This window comes from Streptomyces sp. NPDC042100, from assembly GCF_055582325.1.
The window spans coordinates 45,983-68,743 of the sequence record NZ_JBVJDK010000015.1; the positions used below are offsets into that span (position 1 = coordinate 45,983).

General features: G+C 74.5%; 19 protein-coding genes. 10 read left to right on the top strand and 9 right to left on the bottom strand.

The window, feature by feature from the left end; all coding sequences use genetic code 11:
- The 3 genes from ACZ6J5_RS29230 to ACZ6J5_RS29240 are packed head-to-tail and all read left to right on the top strand — an operon-like array spanning position 1 to position 3,754.
- Positions 1 to 1,008, top strand: coding sequence for an ABC transporter ATP-binding protein (locus tag ACZ6J5_RS29230; protein ID WP_469396448.1), 1,008 nt, complete (start codon positions 1 to 3; stop codon positions 1,006 to 1,008).
- A 2-nt stretch (positions 1,009 to 1,010) separates the two neighbouring features.
- Positions 1,011 to 1,766: an ABC transporter permease gene (locus ACZ6J5_RS29235; RefSeq protein WP_469396449.1), complete on the top strand. Its 756-nt coding sequence runs from the start codon at positions 1,011 to 1,013 to the stop codon at positions 1,764 to 1,766.
- 50 nt (positions 1,767 to 1,816) lie between these two features.
- A complete protein-coding gene (locus ACZ6J5_RS29240) occupies positions 1,817 to 3,754 on the top strand; it encodes a TOMM precursor leader peptide-binding protein (protein ID WP_469396683.1) in 1,938 nt (645 codons plus the stop codon).
- Between the two features lie 99 nt (positions 3,755 to 3,853).
- On the opposite strand, the gene ACZ6J5_RS29245 is transcribed toward ACZ6J5_RS29240, so the two are convergent.
- Positions 3,854 to 4,024, bottom strand: a complete 171-nt coding sequence (locus ACZ6J5_RS29245; RefSeq protein WP_030757923.1) for a thiazolylpeptide-type bacteriocin — start codon at positions 4,022 to 4,024, stop codon at positions 3,854 to 3,856.
- Between the two features lie 154 nt (positions 4,025 to 4,178).
- Between ACZ6J5_RS29245 and ACZ6J5_RS29250 the strand changes: the two genes are divergently transcribed.
- The 5 genes from ACZ6J5_RS29250 (at position 4,179) to ACZ6J5_RS29270 (ending at position 9,693) form a co-directional block, all read left to right on the top strand.
- A complete protein-coding gene (locus ACZ6J5_RS29250; protein ID WP_469396451.1) occupies positions 4,179 to 5,519 on the top strand; it encodes an amidohydrolase in 1,341 nt (446 codons plus the stop codon).
- Positions 5,520 to 5,650: 131 nt separating this feature from the next.
- Positions 5,651 to 6,982, top strand: a complete 1,332-nt coding sequence (locus tag ACZ6J5_RS29255; RefSeq protein WP_469396452.1) for a CHAT domain-containing protein — start codon at positions 5,651 to 5,653, stop codon at positions 6,980 to 6,982.
- A 70-nt stretch (positions 6,983 to 7,052) separates the two neighbouring features.
- Positions 7,053 to 7,421, top strand: coding sequence for a hypothetical protein (locus tag ACZ6J5_RS29260; RefSeq protein WP_469396453.1), 369 nt, complete (start codon positions 7,053 to 7,055; stop codon positions 7,419 to 7,421).
- Positions 7,418 to 8,053: a hypothetical protein gene (locus ACZ6J5_RS29265; protein WP_469396455.1), complete on the top strand. Its 636-nt coding sequence runs from the start codon at positions 7,418 to 7,420 to the stop codon at positions 8,051 to 8,053. The genes ACZ6J5_RS29260 and ACZ6J5_RS29265 overlap by 4 nt, the downstream gene beginning before the upstream one ends.
- Positions 8,050 to 9,693 (top strand): ATP-binding protein, encoded by a 1,644-nt coding sequence (locus ACZ6J5_RS29270; protein ID WP_469396456.1) that lies wholly within the window; start codon positions 8,050 to 8,052, stop codon positions 9,691 to 9,693. The genes ACZ6J5_RS29265 and ACZ6J5_RS29270 overlap by 4 nt, the downstream gene beginning before the upstream one ends.
- Positions 9,694 to 9,863: 170 nt before the next feature.
- Here ACZ6J5_RS29270 and ACZ6J5_RS29275 read toward each other — a convergent pair whose 3' ends face one another.
- From ACZ6J5_RS29275 to ACZ6J5_RS29295, 5 genes are read right to left on the bottom strand one after another with little or no spacing between them, the layout of a single operon-like run.
- Complete coding sequence (locus ACZ6J5_RS29275) at positions 9,864 to 11,207, bottom strand: nitrate/nitrite transporter (protein WP_469396457.1); 1,344 nt, start codon at positions 11,205 to 11,207, stop codon at positions 9,864 to 9,866.
- Positions 11,204 to 11,623 carry a nitrite reductase small subunit NirD gene (gene nirD, locus ACZ6J5_RS29280; protein WP_469396459.1) on the bottom strand — a complete coding sequence of 140 codons (420 nt, stop codon included), beginning with the start codon at positions 11,621 to 11,623 and terminating at the stop codon, positions 11,204 to 11,206. Before nirD ends, ACZ6J5_RS29275 begins: the two co-directional genes overlap by 4 nt.
- Positions 11,620 to 14,238 (bottom strand): nitrite reductase large subunit NirB, encoded by a 2,619-nt coding sequence (gene nirB / locus ACZ6J5_RS29285; RefSeq protein ID WP_469396460.1) that lies wholly within the window; start codon positions 14,236 to 14,238, stop codon positions 11,620 to 11,622. Before nirB ends, nirD begins: the two co-directional genes overlap by 4 nt.
- A complete protein-coding gene (locus tag ACZ6J5_RS29290) occupies positions 14,238 to 15,458 on the bottom strand; it encodes an NAD(P)/FAD-dependent oxidoreductase (protein WP_469396462.1) in 1,221 nt (406 codons plus the stop codon). Before ACZ6J5_RS29290 ends, nirB begins: the two co-directional genes overlap by 1 nt.
- Positions 15,455 to 17,638 carry a molybdopterin oxidoreductase family protein gene (locus tag ACZ6J5_RS29295; protein ID WP_469396463.1) on the bottom strand — a complete coding sequence of 728 codons (2,184 nt, stop codon included), beginning with the start codon at positions 17,636 to 17,638 and terminating at the stop codon, positions 15,455 to 15,457. Before ACZ6J5_RS29295 ends, ACZ6J5_RS29290 begins: the two co-directional genes overlap by 4 nt.
- 191 nt (positions 17,639 to 17,829) lie before the next feature.
- On the opposite strand from ACZ6J5_RS29295, the gene ACZ6J5_RS29300 reads away from it, so the two are divergent.
- Positions 17,830 to 19,002, top strand: coding sequence for a uroporphyrinogen-III synthase (locus tag ACZ6J5_RS29300; protein ID WP_469396465.1), 1,173 nt, complete (start codon positions 17,830 to 17,832; stop codon positions 19,000 to 19,002).
- Positions 18,999 to 19,817: a sirohydrochlorin chelatase gene (locus ACZ6J5_RS29305; RefSeq protein WP_469396467.1), complete on the top strand. Its 819-nt coding sequence runs from the start codon at positions 18,999 to 19,001 to the stop codon at positions 19,815 to 19,817. The genes ACZ6J5_RS29300 and ACZ6J5_RS29305 overlap by 4 nt, the downstream gene beginning before the upstream one ends.
- Positions 19,818 to 20,198: 381 nt before the next feature.
- Here ACZ6J5_RS29305 and ACZ6J5_RS29310 read toward each other — a convergent pair whose 3' ends face one another.
- The 3 genes from ACZ6J5_RS29310 to ACZ6J5_RS29320 form a co-directional block, all read right to left on the bottom strand.
- Complete coding sequence (locus ACZ6J5_RS29310; protein WP_469396469.1) at positions 20,199 to 21,404, bottom strand: hypothetical protein; 1,206 nt, start codon at positions 21,402 to 21,404, stop codon at positions 20,199 to 20,201.
- Between the two features lie 90 nt (positions 21,405 to 21,494).
- Positions 21,495 to 22,193 carry an HNH endonuclease family protein gene (locus ACZ6J5_RS29315; RefSeq protein ID WP_469396471.1) on the bottom strand — a complete coding sequence of 233 codons (699 nt, stop codon included), beginning with the start codon at positions 22,191 to 22,193 and terminating at the stop codon, positions 21,495 to 21,497.
- Positions 22,194 to 22,234: 41 nt separating this feature from the next.
- On the bottom strand, positions 22,235 to 22,741 hold the full coding sequence (locus tag ACZ6J5_RS29320) for a hypothetical protein (protein ID WP_469396473.1): 507 nt from the start codon (positions 22,739 to 22,741) through the stop codon (positions 22,235 to 22,237).
- Positions 22,742 to 22,761 lie beyond the last annotated feature (20 nt).

Here is a 22,761-nt window from a genome sequence, read left to right on the forward strand (position 1 = left end):
ATGTCAACCACATCCGCCGCGGACGGTTCGCCGACCGCCGCCGTCCAGGTCCGGGGAGTCTCCAAGCGGTACGGGGACCGCCAGGCGGTGGACGACGTCACCCTGGAGATCCACCGGGGCGAGTTCTTCGGTCTGCTCGGCCCCAACGGTGCGGGCAAGTCCACCCTGATCGAGATCATGGAGGGGCTGCGCCGGGCCGACTCGGGCACGGTCGCCGTCTTCGGCCGCTCGCCGTGGCCCCGGGACACCACGCTGCTCCCCCGGATCGGCGTGCAGACCCAGAGCTCCGCCTTCTTCGTCCGGCAGACCGCGCGGGAGCACCTGCGGACCGTCGCCGCCCTGTACGGGGCTCCGGCGGAAGCCGTCGACGCCACCCTCGCGTCGGTGGGCCTGACCGAGCAGCGCCGGGTCCAGGTCGAGAACCTGTCCGGCGGGCAGCGGCAGCGGCTCGCCATCGCCTCCGCGCTGGTCCACGGCCCCGAGCTGATCTTCCTGGACGAGCCGACCGCCGCCCTCGACCCGCAGGCCCGCCGCGCCCTGTGGGAGGTGCTGCGCGGCCTGAAGGCCGAGGGGCGCACCATCGTGCACACCACGCACCACCTCGACGAAGCGGAGGCGCTGTGCGACCGGATCGGCATCCTGGTGGACGGCCGGATCGCGGTGACCGACTCGCCGCACAACCTGGTCGGCGCGTCCCGGGCGCCGAGCCGGGTGCTGCTGCCGCTGGGGCGGCTGGACGAGGACCGGGCCGCGGCGATCGAGGGCGTGGAGCGGGTCGGCGTCGAGGGCGGTTCGCTGGTCCTGGAGACCCACGCGTCCGGGCGGGTGCTGTCCGCCGTGGACCGGCTGGTCGGCCTCGACGGCGTCCAGACCCGCTCCGCCAGCCTGGAGGACGTCTACCTCGAACTGACCGCCCGCCTCACGGGTGCCGGCCACCCTGCCGACGCGAGCCACCCCGCCGGTGCCGGCCGCCCGGCCCGCCCGCACGCCGAGACCACGGAGGCCTGACCGTGAGCGCCTACACCGCACTGACCGGGGCGGGCTACCGGGCCCAGGTCCGCGACAAGACCACGCTGTTCTTCACCTTCGCGTTCCCGCTGCTCTTCCTCGTCGTCTTCGGGCTGATCTTCCGCGGCCAGGCCGTCGAGCAGAGCGGCCTGTCGTACCTGTCGTACACGGCGTCCGGCGTGCTGTCCTGGGGCGTCGCCAACGCGGCCGTCTTCGGCATCGCCTTCACGCTCATGCAGTGGCGCACCGACGACATCCTGCGGCTGATCCGCATGTCCCCGGCGCCGCTGTCGGCCGTCATCGGCTCCCGGTACGTGATCGCGCTGGTCGTCGGCGCGGTCCAGTCGCTGCTCTTCGTCGGGGTGGCGATGCTGCCGGTGTTCGGCCTCCGGCCGGCCTCCGGCTGGCCGCTGCTGATCCCCGTGCTGGTCCTGGGCATCACCACCTTCCTGCTGCTCGGGGTGATCATCGGCTCGTTCGCGAACACGCCCGAGTCGGTCGCGGCCGTCGCCAACTTCCTGATGCTGCCGATGGCGTTCCTGTCCGGGTCGTTCTTCCCGCTGGACTCGATGCCGTCCTGGCTGCGGCAGGTCTCGCTCGTGATGCCGCTGCGCTACCTCAACGACGCCGTGTCGCACGCGCTCGCGGGCCGGGGCGACGCCTCCGACGTGTGGGTGGGCTGCGCCGGACTGCTCGTCTTCGCCCTCGTCTTCGGCGCGGTCGCGGTGAAGACCTTCCGCTGGACCAGGTCCTCGTGAGCACCGCCGCGCCCGCGAAGGACCGGGCCGGGACGCCCTTGCCGCTGCCGATGGACGAGGCGCGGGCCGGGCTGCGGGCCGCGCTCGCCGCCCGCCTCGGGCGCGAGGTGCCCGTCGTCCCGGTGGGCGCCACCGACGCCGGGGCACCGCTCGGCGGCCCCGGCGCCCCCGACCCGTGGGCGGCCGAACGCGCCGCCGCCAGGGTCCACCTCACCGCCTCCGCCGTGCTCGTCGGCCCCTGGGGCGGCGACGGCACCGCGTCCGCCTGCGGGCGCTGCCTCGCGCTGCGCTGGCAGCGGCTGCGCAGCCGCAGCGAGCGCGACGCGCTGGAGACCGGCGGCCCGGACGGGCCCCGCCCGGCCGGGGTGTGGCCGCTGCTCACCGACCACGTGTACGACACCGTCGCGGCCCTGCACCAGGCGCTGCTCGACGGCCCCCCGCACGCCGAACCGCCGTCGCCCGAACCGGCGGACCGGGCGCTGCCGCAGGTGTCGCGGGTGGATCTCGCGACGCTCGCCGTCCGCACGTATCCCCTGCTCGCCGACCCGCTGTGCCCCGACTGCGCGCCGGGTGCCGGGGCGGCCGGCCCGGCGCCGTCCGGACCGCGCCCGCTGGAGCTCGCCGAGCGGCGCAAGCCGGACCCCGGCACGTACCGGCTGCGGGCCGCGTCCGCGTACCCGCTGCCCCGCGAGGCACTGGCCAACCCGGTGTGCGGCGCGCTCGGCGGCGGCACCTGGATCAGCGTCACCTCGCCGACGACGGCACCGGTCGCCGGGAGCGTCTTCGTGCGCGGCTACGCGGGCCTCAACGACGTCACGTGGAGCGGCCAGGAGAACAGTTTCTCCACCAGCCGCACCCTGGCCTTCCTGGAGGGCCTCGAACGGTACGCGGGCACCCACCGGCGGCACGGCCGGGCGCCCGTGACCGGCTCCTGGAACGAGCTCCGGGACAGCGCCGTGGACCCGGCGGTGTGCGGCTTCTACGAGCCGCGCACCTACCGCGAGGATCCGCTGGTCGACCCGTTCGACCCGGACCGGCCGATCCCCTGGGAGTGGGGCTGGTCGCTGCGCGACGCCCGTCCGGTCCTGGTGCCCTCCCGGCTCGTGTACTACAGCGCGGGTCTCGCGGCCGACAACTTCGTCTTCGAGTGCTCCAACGGCTGCGCCATCGGCGGGAGTCTGGAGGAGGCGGTCCTCGGCGGGCTGCTCGAACTCGTGGAGCGGGACGCCTTCCTCAACGCCTGGTACGGCGGCGCCCGGCTGCCCGCGATCGACCTGGCCACCGTCGGCGGCCGCACGGCCGCCGCCATGGCGGAACGCGCGGCCCTCCAGGGCTACGACGTGCACGTCCTGGACAACCGCGTCGACCTGCCGGTCCCCGTCGTCACCGCCGTGGCCGTCCGCCGCGACGGCGGCCCCGGCACCCTGTCGTTCGCGGCGGCGGCCTCGCTCGACCCCCGGTCCGCCGTGGAGGGCGCCCTGTCGGAGGTGCTGACCTACATCCCGCACCTGTCCCGCCAGACGCTGGAGCGGGAGGCCGAACTGGAGGCGATGGCCGACGACTTCGACCGCGTACGCCACCTGAAGGACCACGCGCAGCTGTACGGGCTGCCTCGGATGGCCGGGCACGCCCGGGGCTACCTGGAGCCGACGGCGGTGCGCCCGTTCGAGGAGGCGTACCGCGACTGGGAGGCGACCGGGCGGCCCCGCACGCACGACCTCCGGGACGACGTGGCGGCCGTGACGGAGCTGCTCGCGGCGGCGGGCCACGACGTCGTGGTGGTGGACCAGACGACTCCGGAGCAGGAGCGGATGGGCCTGCGCACGGTCAGCACGCTGGTCCCGGGGCTGCTGCCGATCGACTTCGGGTGGAACCGGCAGCGTGCCCCGCTGCTGCCGCGCCTGCGGACGGCCCTGCGCCGGGGCGGGCACCGGACGACGGACCTGACCGACGCCGAGATCCGCCGGGTCCCGCACCCGTTCCCGTAGCCCCCGGAGCCCCGGAGCCCATGGGAACGGAACGCGGACGCGGGAGCGCCCGGGGTCCTGGCGGACACCGGGCGCTCCTTCGGCCGCAGGGCCGGTGGTTCAGGCCGAGCAGGAGGTGGTGCTGGTGGTGGAGCTGCACGTCGAGGTCGAGCTGGTGCTGGTGGAACCGGCCAGGACGACCTCGCTGGCGTCCGAGTAGTCGGAGATCTCGAAGGTCTCGGCCTCCAGCTCGAGGATCTCGTCGGCGAGCGTGCTCAGGTCCTTGTTCATGGCGCCTCCTCGTGACCACGGTCCCGCACGGGACCGCCGGGGGTGGGTACGTCACCCATTCCACCGCCGCCCGCTCACCGTTCGACGGGCGTCCCGCACGCACATCGCTGGCACGCGACGCCAGCGCCCCGCCCCGCCCCCTTCTGGAGTGCCCGTGAACCCGTCGGATCCGCCCCCGCCGCCCGCGTCGCGCCTCCCGGCGGTCCTCGCCGCCGCCGACGCGGCCCTTCGCCCCGCGCTCACCCTCTACCTGGACGTGCACCGCGACCCGGAGCCGTCAGGCGCGGAACGCCGTACGGCCGCCCTGTTCGGGGACCGGCTCGCGGCCCTCGGCTTCGACGTCACCCGGGGCATCGGCGGGCACGGCGTGGCCGGTGTCCTGCGCAACGGCGACGGCCCCCGGGTGTACCTGCGGGCCGAACTCGACGCCCTGCCGGTGGAGGAGCGCACGGGGCTGCCGTACGCGAGCGGGAACGGCGCCATGCACGCCTGCGGCCACGACCTGCACCTCGCGGCGGCCGTCGGGGCGGCGGAGGTCCTCGCCCGCGCGGCCGCCCACTGGCGCGGGACCCTCGTCGTCCTCGGGCAGCCCGCCGAGGAGACGCTGACGGGCGCGCGGGCGATGCTGGCGGACGGGCTGTACGCGCGGTGCGGCAGGCCGGACGCCGTCCTCGCCCAGCACGCGGCGCCGCTGCCGGCGGGGCTCGTCGCGCACGGCACCGGCCGGTCTCCGGTGACCGCGGCGAGCGCGGCGCTGGAGGTCGTCCTGCACGGGCGCGGCGGGCACGCGGCGACACCGCACCTGACCGTGGACCCGGTGGTGACGGCCGCGGCCGTGATCATCCGGCTCCAGACGGTCGTCTCCCGCGAGAGCGCCCCGGGCGAGGAGCTGACGCTGACCGTCGGGACCGTGCGCGCGGGCACGGCGGTGAACGTCGTCCCGGACACGGCGGAGCTCGGCATCGGACTGCGGGCCCGGTCGGACGCGTCCCTGGACCGCGCGCTCGCGGCCGTGGAGCGGGTGATCCGCGCCGAGTGCGCCGCCTCCGCCTGCCCGCGCGAGCCCGCGATCGCGACCGTGTCCCGCGCCCCGGCGCTGTGGGGGGACCCGGCGGCGACGGGGGCGGTTCGGGCCGCGCACACGGAGCTGTTCGGCGCCGCCCGGGTCGCCGACTGGCCGCCGTCGTCGGCCGCGGAGGACTTCGCGCTGTACGGCGACGCGGGGGCGGAGCTGCACGGCGAACCGGATGTGCCCCTCGTGTACTGGATGGTCGGCACGGCGAGCCCCCGCCAGTGGAAGGCGTCGGCGGGCCGCCTGCCGCCGAACCACTCCCCGCTCTTCGCCCCCGACCCGCGGACGGCCCTGCCGCCCGCGATCGACGCCTTGGTGGCCGCCGCGCTCACGCGCCTGCCGTCGCGGGACGGGAGCCGCGGACCCGGCGGACCCGGCGGAGGCTGTGGCGAAAGGCGGGACACGGGGACGGGGACTGTCTAGTCTCGCTGGGGGCGGGAGGGGGACGCGTGGGGGACGCGGACGGGGCGGACACGGCGGGTGCGGAGAGCACGCCGGGTACGGCAGGCGCGGCGGGTACGGCGGGTACGGCAGGCGCGGCGGGCGGATACGCCGTGGACCGGCGTATCGCGTTGTCCCGCGAGTGGGACGGACTCGTCGCCTCCGTTAGGGAGTTGGGGCGTGCGCGCGGCATTCCCGAGCTGGCCGGCTTCCTGCGGCCGCCGAAGGCCGCCCTCCTCGCGGAGGCGGGACGCGAGGGAGCCGTGGTGGTCGTCAACATCAGCCGGAGCCGGTGCGACGCCCTGCTGATCGCGGGCGGCCGGGTCCGGAGCCTGCCGCTGCCCGGTGTCACGGCCGACGGGGTCGAGACCCGCACCGTCGCCTATCTGGTGGCCCTGAGCACGCTGGAGCGGGCGGCCTGGGAACTCCAGGCGGCCCTGGCCGAGTTCGAGGCGGGCGAGAGGCCGCCCGCGGTGTTCTTCCGGGTGTCCGGGGCACGGGCCGCGCTCTCCGCCGCCCGGACGGGTGCCGAGAAGGAGCTGGCCGGACTCACCGCGTGGCTGTGGGACGAGATCTGCGGGCCCGTCCTGGACGCCCTCGGGCACACGGGTGAACCGGTCGGCACGGCACCGCTCCCCCGGCTCTGGTGGTGCCCCACGGGCCTGCTCAATCTGCTGCCCCTGCACGCCGCGGGGCATCACGACGAGCCCGCCGGCGACCGGCCCCGCACGGTCCTGGACCGCGTGGTCTCCTCGTACACCCCGACGGTCCGGACGCTGCTCGCGGCCCGCTCCCGGTCCGCGGACGGGGGCGACCGGGGCGACGGGGCCGGGCGGATGCTGTTCGTAGCGCCCGAACCGGCCGGAATGCCGGTCCTGGAGTCGATCGCCGACGACCGCGCGGCGCTCACCGGGCGGTTCGGCGAACGGCTGACCCGGCTGGAGGGCCCCGACGCGACCGCCGCCTCCGTCCTGGCGGCCCTGCGGCACCACCGCTGGGTGCACTTCAGCACGCACGCCGGGCAGGACCTCGGCGATCCCGGGCTCGGCGCCATCGCCCTGCGGGACGCCGCCCTCACCGTGCACGACCTCGCGGCGGGGAGCTACGACGGGGAGCTGGCGTTCCTGTCGGCCTGCCAGACGGCCGTCGGGGGCATCGACCTCGCCAACGAGGCGATCACCCTCGGCGCCGCCCTGCACGTCGCCGGCTTCCGGCACGTCATCGGCACCCTCTGGTCCGTACAGGACCGGGCCGCCGCGGCCGTGACCCGGGACTTCTACACCGCCACCGCCCAGGAGACGGCTACCGATGCCGCACCCACCCCCGCGCCCGCCTTCGACGCGTCCGCCGCCGCCCGCCATCTGCACCGCGCCGTGCGCGCCCTGCGCGAGCACCGCCCGGGGCAGCTGACGGCGTGGGTGCCCTTCGTCCACATCGGCCCCTGAACCACACGCACGGACCGGCACCGCGCACACCGCACGGACCGGCACCCTCGAACCAGCAGGGAGAAACCGCGTGACCCCACCCCAGCCGCCCGTCGTTCCCCCGCCCGCGCCCGCGCCGCCGCCCCCGGGCCATCTGCCCCTCCCGTACGAGGAGACGACGGATCCCCGTTACGCGCAGGAGGTGGTGCGCGACCACGAGCTCCAGCACGTCAAGTCGGACGCCTACGTGATCGTCTTCACCTGCCCGCGCTGCGGCGCCGCGCAGGAGGACCCGCTCTTCGAGCCCGGGTTCCGCGCCCTCGGGGCCGCCAACGCCCCCGCGGCCGCCGCCCCGAGCACCGTCCTGCCGATGAGCTGTCGCTGCCAGGGCGACCTCCACGCCGGCTGCCCCGCGGGGCGCAGCGGCTGCGGGGCGTACTGGACCCTGGAGCTGCTGTGACGCCCCCGCGCACTCCCCGGCGGATCGCCGCCGGTCCGACGGCCACGGCCGCGGACCTGCTGGCCTCGCAGGAGCGCCACCGGCTGGCCGCCGAGGCCCTGCCGAGGGTGCGCGCGGCCTCCTTGGGCTGGCGGAACGCGGCCGGGGCGCTGATGGCCGGCCTGGTCGCCTTCGGCCTGATCAAAGGGCGTACCGACGTGGGCCAGTTGGCCGACCGGTGGGCCCTGGGCGTCGGGTGCCTGCTCCTGCTGGCGTTGGTCTCCGGTGCCTGTGGGGCGTACCTGCTGAACCGGGCGGCTCACGGGGCACCGAAACCGTCCCGGCTGGGCGCGCGCACCACGCGCTCGGCGACCGAACACCTTGAGGTCATTTCGGCCCGGCGCGCCTTGCGCGGCGGCATCGCGATGACCACGGGGTGCGTGCTGTTCCTCGTCTGCGCCGTCGCGAGCACCTGGTACGGGCCGAGCGCGAAGCCTCCGGCGGTCGAGCTCAGCACCCCGGCGACCGGCAAGCTGTGCGGCACCGTGACGGGAGTGCGTCAGGGCCGGATCCTCCTGAAGACCGGAGGCACGACGGTCGACGTGGCGGCGAGCGCGCTGACGCAGCTCAAGACGGTGGAGGAGTGTCCATGACCGCGCGGCCGTCGACCGGGCCGCTCGCGTCGCTCCGCTTCCAGTCGCTGTTCCTGGTGAGGTGGCGGCCGTTGGGGACCCGCGCCTTGCGGGCGGTCGAGCGCCGGGACGCGGCCGCGCTCCCGGACCTGATCCGGCGCATCGACGCGATCCGCACGGCGGACGCCCTTCCGCGCTGGGCACGCGATCTGATGCGCAGGCTTGAGATCTGCGTGCTGGCGCCCGCCTCCGATGTCCTCCGCGCCCCTGACCTCCTCGACCGTGCCGTGGCCCTGGGGCTGGAGGCGGTCGCGGACCCGCCCGTCCGCTGGGAAACGGAGGCCTACGACCGCGGCCTCCTCGCGGAGTGCCTCCTGCGGCGGTTCGAGGAGCGCGGCGACCGGGCCGATGTGGACGAGGCGATCACGCACCAGAGGCGGGCCGCCGAGCTGTGCCGGATCTGGCTCACCGCGCCGAGGGGTCCGTGGCGCGCGTCGGTGCGGCGGTGGTGGCGGGCCCAGTGGTACCCCGACGAGGGCCAGGTGTGGCCTCCGCTGAGCCGGACGATCTGCTTCGCGGTCCTGCTCGGGCTCGGTGACGTACTCCATACGCGCTTCGCGTTCCTGCGCACCTACGACGACCTCCAGCGGGCCATCGAGGCGAGCGACGAGGCCGAGGCCCTCAGCCGTACGTTCCGGTGGGCCGTGTCGCCGTTCGCCGGCGACTACAAGCAGGAGCGGGCATCGATCCTCTCCCAGCTCGGCGCCCTGCTGACCTTCCGCTACGAGCTCTCGCACGATCCCGCCGACATCGTCCGGGCCGTGTCGCTCTTCGAGGACGCCGACCGGCTCATGCCCCGGCGTGCCGACGGCGGTCGCTCCGTCGCCCGGCACCGGGTGCACGCGCTCACCACCCAGGGCCTGGCGCTGCGCAGCCTGGAGGACTTCGCCGAGGCGGAGGCGGTGCTGCGGCGCCGCACGCCGCGCGATCCCGCGTGGCGGCCGCAGGTGGAGATCCTGACGGGTCGCGCCGCGCTCACCGAGACGTCGGGCGGCCTCGGTGAGGCCGTGGACATCCTGGAGGCCGCCGCCGCGCGGGACGGCGACGACGCCCACGAGGTGCTGATCTGGCTCGCGGCCACCTGGCGGCAGTGGGCCCTGCACGCCGAGGCGGGTCACCCCGACGAGGCCGCCGAGCTCTGGCGCAGGTCCTCCGACGCGTGGCGGCGGGCGGCCGGGAGGGAGACCGCGCCCGCCTGGCGCAGGCTCCACGCGGCCTCCTTCTGGAGGAGCCAGGCCGTACGGCCTCTGGAGGCGGCGGAGGCGAGCTCGCTGGCCGTACGGCTGCTGCCGCTCGCCGCGTGGCGCGGACTGGACCGCCTCAGCCAGGAGCAGGTGCTCCAGGCGGCCGACTTCGACCTGGCCTCCGGCGCGGCGGCGGACCAACTGGACCTGCACGACGCGGAGCACGCGCTGGAACTGCTCGAACTGGGCCGCGGGGTGCTGTGGTCCCAGGCTCTCGACGTCCGCACCGACCTGCGGGAGCTCCGGCGGGAGGCACCCGAACTGGCCGAGCGCCTCACCCGGTTGCGTGTCCTCCTGGAGGATTCGCGCGCCCCCTCGGCTCACGCCGGCCGCGCGGGCCCGCGCCCTCCCCTGTGAGGTGCCGCCCGGGCGTGGCCGTCGCGCCTTCCCGGATTGCGCATGACGTGGACGACCAGGAGGACCATCGGCGACACCGCCGGATCAGTGATCACGTTCTACGGCAGCTCCGCTGCTTCGCCTCCCGGCCTTGACATACAGGCCCCGCACCTGACTGAACGGCGTTGGCGCTAGATCCCCTTGAGCCGTCCGGCGCCCGGGCGCAGGTAGACCGCCCAGGTGACGATCGAGCAGACCGCGTAGACGGCGAGGAAGGCCCAGTAGGCCGCGTCGCCGTTCCTCGTCGTCAGGAACGACTGGCGGAACGCCATGTTGACCAGCACTCCGCCGAAGGCCCCGATCGCGCCCGCGAGCCCGATCAGCGCCGAGGCGTGGCGCCGCGCGTCCTCCTCGGTGCCGTCCTTCCTCAGGAAGATCGCCGGGATCATCTTGTAGGTGGAGCCGTTGCCGAGGCCGCTCAGCACGAAGAGCGCGATGAAGCCGGTCAGGAACAGCGGCAGCGACTTGGCCTGGGAGGCCGCCAGCACGGTGGCCGTGCCGGCCGCCATCAGCAGGAAGGTGGTCAGGGTGATCCTGGCCCCGCCGAAGCGGTCCGCCAGTCTGCCGCCGATGGGCCGCACCAGCGAGCCCAGCAGCGGGCCGAGGAAGGTCAGGTAGGCGGCCTTCACCGGGGTGTCGAACTGCTGGTGGAACTGCACCTGCAGGACCTGCCCGAATGCGAAGCCGAAGCCGATGAAGCTGCCGAAGGTGCCGATGTAGAGCAGCGACATCACCCAGCTGTGCGGCTCGCGGGCGACCTCGCGCAGAGCGCGGCGGTCGTTCTTCAGCGAGGTCAGGTTGTCCATCCTCAGCGCCGCGCCGACCGCCGCGAGGACGATCAGCGGCAGGTACACCAGCGGCACCAGCCGCGGGTGCGCGGCCCCCGCCGTGGCCAGTACGACGAGGCCGACCAGCTGCACCACCGGGACCCCGAGGTTGCCGCCGCCCGCGTTGATCCCCAGCGCCCAGCCCTTGAGCCGCTGCGGGTAGAAGGCGTTGATGTTCGCCATCGAGGAGGCGAAGTTGCCGCCGCCCACGCCGGCGACGCAGGCCACCGCGAGCAGCGTCCCGTAGGAGACGCCCGGCTGCAGCACGATCCCGGTCAGCACCGTCGGCACCAGCAGGAGCAGCGCGCTGAAGACGGTCCAGTTGCGGCCGCCGAAGCGCGCCACCGCGTAGGTGTACGGCAGCCGCAGCACCGCGCCGAGCGCGGTCGGCAGCGCGGTCAGCGTGAACTTGCCCGCAGGGTCGATGTGGTAGGCCGGGCCGAGGAAGAGCACCAGCACCGACCACAGGCTCCACACGGAGAAGCCGATGTGTTCGGACAGGACCGAGTAGACAAGGTTGCGCTTGGCGACCTTGGCACCGGCCTCGGCCCAGAACGCCTCGTCCTCGGGGCGCCAGTCGCTGATCGCGCGGGTTCTGGCGGGGGCCTTCGTCGCCGCCCCGGTCTCGTCTCCGACCACGGTGCTCATCGGGTGCCCTCCTCAGACACGCGTACGGCCCAGACCCGCAGCACAGCCGGGTGGCCGTCCGGGGCCTTCTCCTCGTCCAGGCAGCGTCCGTCGCGCAGGTCGAAGACGTGCTTGTACATCGGCGAGGCCACCGTCGGGACGCCGTCGCGGGTGCCCAGGATGCCGCGGGAGAGCACGCAGGCGCCGCTGAACGGGTCGCGGTTGTCCACCGCGTGGAGCGCGCCGGACCGGTCCCGGAAGACCGCGACCTGCCGGCCGTTCGCGCTCAGGGCCGCCACGCCGCGTCCTGGGGTCAGCTCCTCGTAGGCGCAGACGCGGGTCCAGACCCGCCCGTCCAGGATCTCCACCGTGCCTGTCAGCGTCGTTCCGCCCGTCGCGTCCTGCCGTTCAACGGCCCGCGCCAGCTTCTCTGTCATGCGCTGTGCACCTCCAGTCGGGGGCCGGCGACCAGCACCGGGGTGAGGATCCGCCCGTCCTCCTCGGGGCGGGCGGGACGGATCTGGCCGCGCTCGGTCACGAAGGTCACGGCCGGGTCGGGCGTGCCGGGGGCGTTCACGAAGGAGGTGAAGCGCCGCAGGCGGTCGGGGTCGGCGAGGACGGCGGCCCATTCGTCCTCGTAGGCGTCGACGTGGCGGGCCATCAGCGCGTCGAGCTCGGCGCAGATGCCCAGGGAGTCGTCCATGACCACCTCGCGCACGTGGTCCAGGCCACCGTCGATCCGGTCCAGCCAGACCGCGGTGCGCTCCAGCCGGTCGGCGGTGCGGATGTAGAACATCAGGAACCGGTCGATGGACCTGAGCAGTGTCTCCTTGTCCAGGTCCGCCGCGAGCAGGTCGGCATGACGTGGGGTCATGCCGCCGTTGCCTCCGACGTAGAGGTTCCAGCCGGCCGAGGTGGCGATGACGCCGAAGTCCTTGCCCTGGGCCTCCGCGCACTCGCGGGCACAGCCGGAGACGGCGGCCTTGAGCTTGTGCGGGGAGCGCAGGCCCCGGTAGCGCAGCTCCAGTTCGATGGCGAGGCCGACGGACTCCTGGACGCCGTAGCGGCACCAGGTCTCCCCCACGCAGGACTTCACCGTGCGCAGCGACTTGCCGTAGGCGTGGCCGGACTCGAAGCCGGCGCCCACCAGGCGCCGCCAGATCTGCGGCAGCTGGTCGACGGAGGCGCCGAAGAGGTCGATCCGCTGGCCGCCGGTGATCTTGGTGTAGAGGCCGTGGTCGCGGGCGATCTCGCCGATGGTGATCAGCCCCTCCGGGGTGATCTCGCCGCCGGGGATGCGCGGGACGACCGAGTAGGAGCCGTTGCGCTGGAGGTTGGCCAGGAAGTGGTCGTTGGTGTCCTGGAGCGCGCCCTGCTCGCCGTCGAGGATGTGCCCATGGTCGAGACTCGCCAGGATCGAGGCGATGACCGGCTTGCAGACGTCGCAGCCCTCGCCGCCACGTCCGTGCCGAACCAGCAGCTCGGAGAAGCTCGTGATCCCCGCGACGCGCACGATCTCGTAGAGCTCGGCTCGGGTGTGCCCGAAGTGCTCGCACAGGCTCTTGTCGACGGTGACGCCGCCCGCCTCCAGCTCCTCGGTGACGATCGTGCCGAGCAGCTTCACGCACGAGCCGCAGCCCGTACCGGCCTTGGTGCACTTCTTGACCTCGGGGACGGTGGTGCGGCCCCGCTCGTGGACGGCGGCCCGGATCGTGCCCTTGCTGACGTTGTGGCAGGAGCAGATGACCGCCTCGTCCGGCAGCGCGATCGGCCCGGTCGCCGGGGCCAGACCGGCCGGGAGCACCAGCTGCTCGGGCGCGGTCGTCAGCGGCTTGCCGCCCATCGCGAGCGGACGGAGCAGGCCGTAGGCCTCGGTGTCGCCGACCAGGACGCCGCCGAGCAGCTGCCCGTCGCGGCCGATGACCAGCTTCTTGTAGATCCCGGCGCGGCTGTCGCTGTAGAGCACGTCGACCGCGCCCTCGGTGGCGCCGTGCGCGTCACCGAAACTGGCCACGTCGACGCCGAGCAGCTTGAGCTTGGTGGAGGTGTCGGCGCCGGTGAAGTGGTGCTCCTCGCGCAGGCTCCCGTCGCGCTCGGCGGCGAGGGACCGGGCCGCCGTCTCGGCCATCGCGTAGCCCGGGGCGACCAGGCCGTAGACGCGGCCGTCCGCGGCCAGGGCGCACTCGCCGATCGCGTAGACGTGCGGGTCGCGGGTGCGGCAGCGCTCGTCGACGACGATGCCGCCGCGCTCGCCGGTCGGCAGGCCGCACGCGCGGGCCAGCTGGTCGCGAGGCCGCACACCGGCGGAGAAGACCACCAGGTCGGCGGGCAGTTCGCGGCCGTCGGAGAGCCGCATCGCCCGGACGCGCCCGTCCCGGTGGGTCAGCACCGACTGCGTGCCGGCGCCCGTGTGGACGTTGACGCCGAGGTCCTCGATCTTGCGCTTGAGCAGCTTGCCGCCGCCCTCGTCGACCTGGATGGCCATCAGGCGCGGCGCGAACTCGACGACGTGGGTCTCCAGGCCGAGCGCGGTCAGCGCGCCGGCGGCCTCCAGCCCGAGCAGGCCGCCACCGACGACCACGCCGATACGGGTTCCGGCAGCCGACTCGTCGGGGGCCTCGGCCTCGTCGCGGATCTTCTCCAGGTCCTCGATCGTCCGGTAGACGTGGCAGCCCGCCGCGTCGTGGCCGGGGACCGGCGGCACGAACGGGTAGGAGCCGGTGGCCAGCACCAGCGCGTCGTAGCGGAGCACCGTGCCCGAGGCGCAGGTGACGGTGTGCGCGGCCCGGTCGATCCCCGTCACCGGGTCGGCGAGGCGCAGGTCGATACCGTGCTCGGCGAGGAAGCCGGCCGGGGTGAGCGACAGCTCCTCCGCGCTGGTGCCGGAGAACCACGAGGTCAGGTGCACCCGGTCGTAGGCGGCGCGGGGCTCCTCGGCCAGCACGGTGACCCGCCACTCGGCGGCGGCCGGCTGCTCGACGAAGGCCTCCAGGAAGCGCTGGCCGACCATGCCGTGGCCGACCAGGACGAGGTCTCTCAGATGGGTCGTCATCAGTGGGCTCCGTGGGTGGTGGTGAGCAGGTGCAGCGGTGAGTCGGTGTGGGCGTCGTCGCGCTCCAGCGCGCGGGCCAGGTCGCCGACGGTGGCGAGGTCGCCGAGGAGGATGGCGCCAACCAGCCGGTCGCCGCGCATCACGAGCTTCTTGTAGCTGCCGCGGGTGGCGTCGGTGAGCCGCAGCTCGTCGATGCCGTCCCCGTCCGGCCCGGCCGGGTCGAGGTGGACCTCGCCGAAGGCGGCGTACTCGATCGGTCCGGTGCTCAGCCGGGCGAGCGGGCGCGAACCGCGGTAGCGGGCCTCGGTGTCGGCGCCGGAGAGCCGGGCGGCGAGCACGTCGGCCTGCTCCCAGGCGGGACCGGCCAGGCCGTGGACGGCCCCGGCATGCTCGGCGCAGTCCCCGATCGCGTACACGTGCGGGGCGGACGCCGCCAGGGTGTCGTCGACCAGGACGCCCTTGCCGACCTCCAGCCCCGCCGCGTGCGCGAGCGCGGTCCGCGGGCGGACGCCGCAGGCCAGGACGACCAGGTCGGTGGAGAGCCGGTAGCCGTTGGCCAGCTCGACCTCGCCCGCCTCGGTCAGCGCCCGGGCGCGGTTGCCCAGGTAGACCTCGACGCCGAGTGAGCGCAGCGCGCCGCGCAGTGCGGTCGCGGCGTCCGCGTCCAGCTGGCGCTCGATCAGGTGCGGACCCTGGTGCACGATCTCGACCCGCGGCCCGAGCGCGGCCAGCGCCCGCGCGGTGCTGACGCCCAGCACCCCGCCGCCGACGACCACGGCGCGCCTGGCCTCCATCGCCTCCTCCGCGAGCCGTGCGCAGTCGGCGAGGGTGCGCAGCGCGTGCACGCCGTCGCGCAGCCCCCCGCCGTCGGCGCGGCGCAGGCCGCGGATCGGCGGCAGCACCGGATTGGCGCCGGTGGCCAGCACCAGCTCGTCGTAGGCCTCGGTGCGGCCGTCGGCCAGGGTCAGCAGCCGGGCGCCCAGGTCGAGCGCGACGACCTCGGTGCCGGGCCGCAGCTCCGCGTCCCCGGCGGGCAGGGCGATCGCCTCGGCGTCGTAGCGGCCGGTCAGCACGTCCGCGAGCAGGACCCGGTTGTAGGGCGCGCGGGCCTCGGCGCCGTAGAGGGTGACCCGGCCCGTCCCACCGAGAGCGGAGTACCGCTCGGCGAACCGCGCCGCGGCCATGCCTGAGCCGACGACGACGACATGACGCTTGCTCACTTCGGCTCCCCCGTCGGTTCCGGACGCGGCACTGCTTCCAACCGCACCGCGCAGACCTTGAACTCGGGCATCTTCGAGCTCGGGTCCAGGGCCGGGTTGGTCAGCGTGTTCGCCCGGCCGGGGCCGGCCCAGTGGAAGGGCATGAAGACCGTGTCCGGCCGGATCGTGTCGGTGACCCGGGCCGGCGCGACCACCCGGCCGCGCCGCGAGACGACCGCGAGCCGCTCGCCGTCCGCGACGCCGAGCCGGGCCGCGAGGCGCGGGTGCAGCTCCACGAAGGGCCCGGGCGCGGCCGTGTTCAGCTCCGCCACCCGGCGCGTCTGCGCGCCGCTCTGGTACTGCGCGAGCACCCGGCCGGTGGTGAGGTACAGCGGGTACTCGGCGTCCGGCTCCTCGGCCGCGGGCCGGTGACTCACCGCGGAGAACCGGGCGCGGCCGTCGGGGGTGGCGAAGGAGTCCAGGAACAGCCGGGCCGTACCGGGGTGCGCCTCGTCCGGGCAGGGCCAGAAGACGCCGTCCTCGGCCACGATCCGCTCGTAGCTGATCCCGGCGTAGTCCGCCTGCCCGCCCGCCGAGGCCCGGCGCAGCTCGGCGAAGACCGTCTCCGGGTCGGCGTCGAAGCCGCCCGCGCCGCCTTGGCCGGTCGCTCCGAGCCGCTCGGCGAGCTCCTTCAGCACCCACAGGTCGCTGCGCACGCCCTCCGGCGGCTCGGCGGCCCGGCGGCGCAGCAGGACCCTGCCCTCCAGGTTCGTCATGGTGCCGGTCTCCTCCGCCCACTGCGTGCTCGGCAGCACCACGTCGGCGAGCTGCGCGGTCTCGGAGAGGACCAGGTCGGAGACGACCAGCAGGTCCAGCGCCCGCAGCCGTTCGGTGATCCGCCCCGCGCGGGGTGCGGAGACGACCGGGTTGGAGCCCATCAGCAGCAGCGCCCGCACACCGTCCGGGGTCTCCTGACCCAGGCTGTCCAAGAGTTCGTAGGCGGAACGGCCGCTGCGCGGCAGCGTCTCCGGGGCGACGCCCCAGACGGCGGCGATGTGGGCGCGGGCGTCCGGGTCCTCGATCGAACGGTAGCCGGGGAGCTGGTCCGCCTTCTGGCCGTGCTCCCGTCCCCCCTGCCCGTTGCCCTGTCCCGTGAGGCAGCCGTAACCGGAGTGCAGCCGACCCGCCTTGCCGGAGGCCAGACAGAGGTTGATCCAGGCGCCGACGGTGTCGGTGCCCTTGCTCTGCTGCTCCGGCCCGCGCGCGGTCAGCACCATGCCGGTCCGGGCCCGGCCGAAATGGTGTGCCGCCGCCCGCAGTCGGGCCACCGGGACGCCGGTGATCCGCTCGACCCGCTCCGGCCAGTGCGCCATCGCCGCGCCCCGCGCCTGCTCGAAGCCGGTAGTGCGTTCGGCGACGAAGTCGGCGTCGACCATGCCGTCCGCGACGAGCAGGTGCAGCAGCCCGAGCGCCAACGCCAGGTCCGTGCCCGGCACCGGCTGAAGGTGCAGGTCGGCCAGCTCAGCGGTACGGGTGCGGCGCGGGTCGACCACGATCAGCGTGCCGCCGTTCTCCCGCAGTTCGCGGAAGTAGCGCAGCGCCGGCGGCATCGTCTCGGCCGGGTTGGCGCCGACCAGGATCAGGCAGTCGGTCCTGGGGATGTCCGCGAGCGGGAACGGCAGCCCGCGGTCGATCCCGAAGGCGATCCGGCTCGCGGCCGCCGCCGAGGACATGCAGAAACGGCCGTTGTAGTCGATCGTCGCCGTGCGCAGCGCGACCCGCGCGAACTTGCCCAGCTGGTAGGCCTTCTCATTGGTCAGCCCTCCCCCGCCGAATACGCCGACCGCGTCCGGCCCGTACGCCGCCCGCGTCGACGCGAAGCCCCCGGCGGCCCGGTCCAGCGCCTCCGCCCAGCTCGCCGCCCGCAGTTCGCCGCGCGAGCCGTCCGCGCGGGTGTCGCGCACCAGCGGCGTGGTGAGCCGGGCGCCGGGCGCGAGGAGCGCCGCCGCGTTCTGGCCCTTGCCACAGAGCGCGCCCCGGTTGACGGGGAAGTCCTCCCGTCCGTGCACCTCCACCGGCACCGGTCCGCCGGCGGCGGACGGCGCGAGCCGCATGCCGCACTGCAGTGAGCAGTACGGGCAATGCGTCGCGGTCGCCGTCCCGGCGATCCCGTCGGGCTGCGCAAGGGTGGTCGTCGTCATGCCCTCGACCCTGACCGCCGGGCGTTACGCGGCCTTGTCCCGTGTGTTTCACAGGCGGTACGCCTCCCTCACGCCCCCGTCGGGACGGGGTGGGTCCGCGGACATGCGCCGTAACACGAACGGGCGTTTCGTTGACGCGCGTGTGATCCCCGGGCAACCTCCCGGTAACCGGGGGCCGTGAACCTGCGTCCATGGGCACCGCAGAGACCTCCGACGCCCCCGGGTCCGGCTCACACGAGTCCGGCGCCCCCGGGAGCGTGCTCCTCCCGCTGACCGGGTTCACCGTCGGCGTCACCGCCGCGCGGCGCCGCGACGAGCTCGTCGCGCTGCTGAACCGGCGCGGGGCGCGGGTGGTCGAGGCGCCGACACTGCGCATCCTCCCGCTGGAGGACGACCTCGCCCTGCGGCGCGCCACCGAGCTGTGCCTGCGGGCGCCGCTGGACTACGTGGTGGCCACCACCGGCGTCGGCTGGCGCGGCTGGATGAGCGCTGCCGACGGCTGGGGCCGCGGCGCCGAGCTCGCAGCCGCCTGCCGCGACGCCGTCGTCCTCACCCGCGGCCCCAAGGCCACCGGCGCGGTACGGGCGAGCGGCTTGGACGAGACCTGGTCCCCCCGCAGCGAGGCCACTGACGAGCTGCTCACCTGGCTTCTCGCCCGCCCGCTCCCGGGCACCCGGATCGCCGTCCAGGAACACGGCATCCCGCTCACCGAGTTCGGCACCGCGCTGCGCGAACGCGGCGCCGAGGTGATCTCCGTCCCCGTCTACCGTTGGGCCCCACCCGAGGACCCGGCACCCGTCAGACGCCTGGTCGAGCAGACCGCACGCCGCGAGCTCCACGCCCTGACCTTCACCAGCGCGCCCGCGATCACCGCCTTCCTCGCCACCGCCGCGGCCGACCGCCTCGACGGCCCGGTCCTGGAGGCGCTGCGCGGCGAGATCCTCTGCGTCTGCGTCGGCCCGGTCTGCGCGCGCCCGCTCGTCGAGGCCGGCATCCCCGTCGTCTGGCCCGAACGCGGCCGCCTCGGCTCCCTGGTCCGCACACTCACCGAGGTCCTCCCCGCCCGCAGCCGCCGGACTCTCCAGGCGGGGGGACGCGAGCTGGTGCTCCAGGGCAGCGCGCTGCTCGTCGACGGGGAGAGCCACTGGCTCTCCCCCAAGGGCGCCACCCTGCTGCGCGCCCTCGCCGAGAACCCGGGCTGGGTGCTGAGCCGCGCCGAACTGCTGCGCCGCGCGTGGGCCGACTCCGACGCCGACGAACACGCCGTCGAGGCGGCCGTCGCCCGACTGCGGCAGTCGCTCGGCCGGCACAGCGACCTCGTCCGCACCGTCCCGAAGCGCGGCTACCGGCTGGCGTCCGGATGACGGACGCGCCGTCCCTTCGCCCTGCACTCCTCGCCGTCGCCCACGGCACCCGGGAGGCGGCCGGGGTCGCCGCCACGGAGGCCCTGGTAGCGCGGGTCCGCGCGCTGCGGCCGGAACTCCGGGTTGAGCGCTGCTTCCTGGACCTGGTCTCCCCCTCGCTCCCCGAGGCGCTGGCCCGGCTGCGCGGCGAGGTGGTACTTGTACCGCTGCTGCTCGGCACCGGGTACCACGTCCGGGTCGACATCCCGGCCGCGCTCACCGAGGCGCCCCACCTGCGGGCCACGGTGGCCCCCGCCCTCGGCCCGGACCCGCTGCTGGCGCAGGCCCTCGCAGAGCGGCTCGACGAGGCCGGCTGGACCGCGCCCGACACAGCGCTGGAGCCCGGGGCCAGGCCGGGGCTCGGCGACGCACTGGTGCTCGCGGCGGCGGGCTCGACCGATCCCGACGCCAACGTCGACACCGTCACCATGGCCGGGCTGCTCCGGGAGCACCTGCGAGAGACGCGGGCCTACGCCCCCGTCGTCGTGCCGGCGTACCTGTGCGCGGCCGGGCCCACGCCCGCCGAGGCCGTGACCGCGCTGCGGGCGCGTGGGCACCGGCGGGTCGCTGTCGCGGAATACCTGCTCGGCCCTGGCTTCTTCGCGCGGCGGGCCGCGCGAGCGGGCGCGTGCGTCACCTCGGCCCCGCTGGGCCCGCACGACGCGCTGGCCCGCCTGGTCACGCTCCGCTATGACGAGACGCTGGCCGACCGGCGCGCGGGCCTGCCACAGGAGCGTACGGGAGCACGTCCGGGGCGCATCCTCACGCCCGAGTGACCAGGGGCGCGCGAGTCCGGCTCACTGGTGCGCGGACATCACACGAGGCCCCAGAAGACGGGCAGATGGGCCAGACTTCATCGTCTTGAGCCACAGTCGGCATGAGCCAGCACGGTCCGCGGCTCAACGCCCGTGCATGTACCCGGCGAGGGCGCGGCTCGGGAGGATGCTGGGGCGACGTGCACGCCGCCGATCAGCTTCCGGACCGCCGGTCAACGCGGACACCATGCCGCTGCTCATCCACCTGAGGGTCCTCGGCCGGTGGATTTCCGACCGGGGCGGACAGCGCCGGGGTTTGGGACAACCGCACGGTGACCGGGCCGTGGGGGCCGGGCCTCCGGGTCGTCCGGCCGGCCGGACGACCCGGAGGAAGCGGGCCGGTCAGGACAGGCCCAGCAGATCGGCGTTGATGCGCTCCCAGCTCGGCCGAGGGGCGTCCACGGGCCGTACGACGGTGAGCAGACGTCCGTCGAGGAACACGTCGAGCCGGTCGTCCGACAGCCCGGCAAGCCGCTCGCGCCGCCCACGGCGGTCCACGTCCACCCGTTCCCCCAGTACGCCGAGCAGCACCTCGTGCCGCGCCGCGCCCAAGGCGTCACCGCTGATCCAACGCCCTCGGACCGGAACCCCGGCGAACGAACCGAGGGTGTCCGCCTCACGGCCGAAAGCACGGTCCATCGCGGCATCGACCACGGGCGCCACCTGATCGGCCATGGACCGGCCGGCGGCGCTCTCGTCTCCGACCCGCAAGGAGTCGACCACCCTCATCGCGAAGTGTTCCGAGTCCGGGCCCGAGTCCGAGTCGGGGGCCAGGTCGAGAACGGGCGGCCGCCGCCGCTCCAGCCGTGGCACACGGAAGCGCCAGGGCTCCCCGTCACCGGGGGTCTCGATCCAGTCCGTCCTGAGCCCCTTCAGCCCCGGGGAGCCGTCGGGCAGGAAGATGTCGACGTACACGCCGCCCTGGCCGAGCCACACCCAGCTCATGAAGTACGCGTGATCCTTGTGGGCGACGGACCAGCGGGCCAGCGCCTCCAGACGCCGCCGCTGCTCCGGCGTCCCCTTGCCGGGCGGGAGCATCTGAGGGGCGTCCCGGCGCCGCCCCCGCGCCTCGCCGGCGACCGGGCCCGCCGCCAAGTCGTACAGGAGATCCGGCCGCACACCTGTCTTCGTGTACCCGACGGCCTTTCCCGGGAGGGTGTCGAAGTTGTCGAAACTGCCGATCCCGTCGGTCTTGGGCGACCAGTCGAACAGCGTCTGGCTGGCGGCGGTCATGACACCGAGCCCGGTGCACTCGCTGACGAAACGCTTGATGTGGCCGGCGCTCGCGTCCAGGCTCAGGTGCTCGACGCCGAGCGGCCCGTGGCCCTGCCCGGCGGAGATGTAGCTGAGGAGCAGTCGGATCTCGTGATCGCGCACGCGCTGGTCGACGGTCTTGCGCAGGTCACAGGCGAGCGCGTTGATGTTGATCACGGCGGCCAGGGAGACCGGCAGCGGACCCTGCCCGATCTCGACGCACTGGACGGCCTCCGCTCCCGTCTTCCCTTCCTCGACCGTGAAACGCCATACCCGAGCCCGCACGATGTTCATGGGCAGAAGCCTAGGTCCGCCGTTCACGGGGCAGCCGGCCGGGCCCCGCGGTGCGTGACCGCGCGGGCCCGTGGGGCGGCGGCGGGCGGCTCAGGCGCAGTTGTCGAGCATCCTGATGATCTTGTCCTTCTCGGGCTGGGTGACGGACAGTCCGTAGAGGGACTTGATGTGGGTCCAGGCACGGGAGTACGTGCACCAGTAGTCGACGCTGGGCGGGGCCCACTGGTCCGGCGACTGGTCGCCCTTGGAGCGGTTGGAGGCGGCGGAGACCGCGATCAGCTGGGGGTTGTCGAGGTCGTTGGCGAATCGTTTGCGCTTGTCGGTGGTCCAGGTGTCGGCGCCGGAGCGCCAGGCGTTGGCGAGGGGGACGATGTGGTCGATGTCGATCTTCGTCGCGGTGTCGACGACCTTGTCGTCGTACACGCTGGTCCAGGTGCCCTCGATCGCGCGGCAGGCCGAGTCCTGGGTGACGCCCTGGCCGTCGCGGGAGAGGACGACCTCGCGGGTGTCGCACTCCCCGAACTGCTTGATCCAGTGGGGGAACCGGTCCCGGGAGTAGCCGCTCATCGAGTGCGGGGCCTCGACGGTGAGATGGTCGAGTTCGGCGCGGACCTGATCGGGGCCGGGCGGTTCGGGCAGGACGCGCGCGGCGAGGGGGCCGGTCGCGGCGACCGGGGCGGCGGTCGCCGCGGGTTCGGCCGCCGCCGCGGGGACGGCGGCGGGGCACAGGACGGCGGACAGCACGAACAGGGAGGTGGCGGACACGATCCGCCCACGTGAAAGGGTCACCCGCACATATGTAGCGATCGCGTTCGATAACGACGCGCAGGTCACTCGCCCGAGGGCATGTCACACTGCTCCGACTGCCGTCCATGGCCCCGGGTAGCTCCCTCCTCCCCGCCACGCCCCGGCCGAAGGCGCCCGAGCCGAGCGAGCAGCCCGCCGAAGGGCCGAACGAACGGCCGAGGAGTCACGGGCCGGGGTGCTGTCGGAGCGTCGGCTTCGATCTCCCGCAGCAGTTCGCCGTCACCGTCGTACAGTTCGAGACCGAACCGCAGACCGAACCGCGTCAGCAGCGTGGCCAGGTCCTCGAAGCGCCGAGGGTCGACGACTCCGTTGAGGAGCGTGTCCCCGCCGGTCGGGTCGATCTCGACTCGGCACCAGCCGGTCTCGATCTCGTACGACTCCCACGACGACGATCTGGAGTTCCAGCCGGCGGCGACGAACCGCTCGGCCAGCCTCGACGCGTTCGAGACTCCCCTCACCACACCGCACACGTTGTTCTCGGCGTCGAGCCAGACGGGATCGAGGGGCTGCCCCTCATCGGATGTGTCCACGGCCGGATTATCCGGCAGCC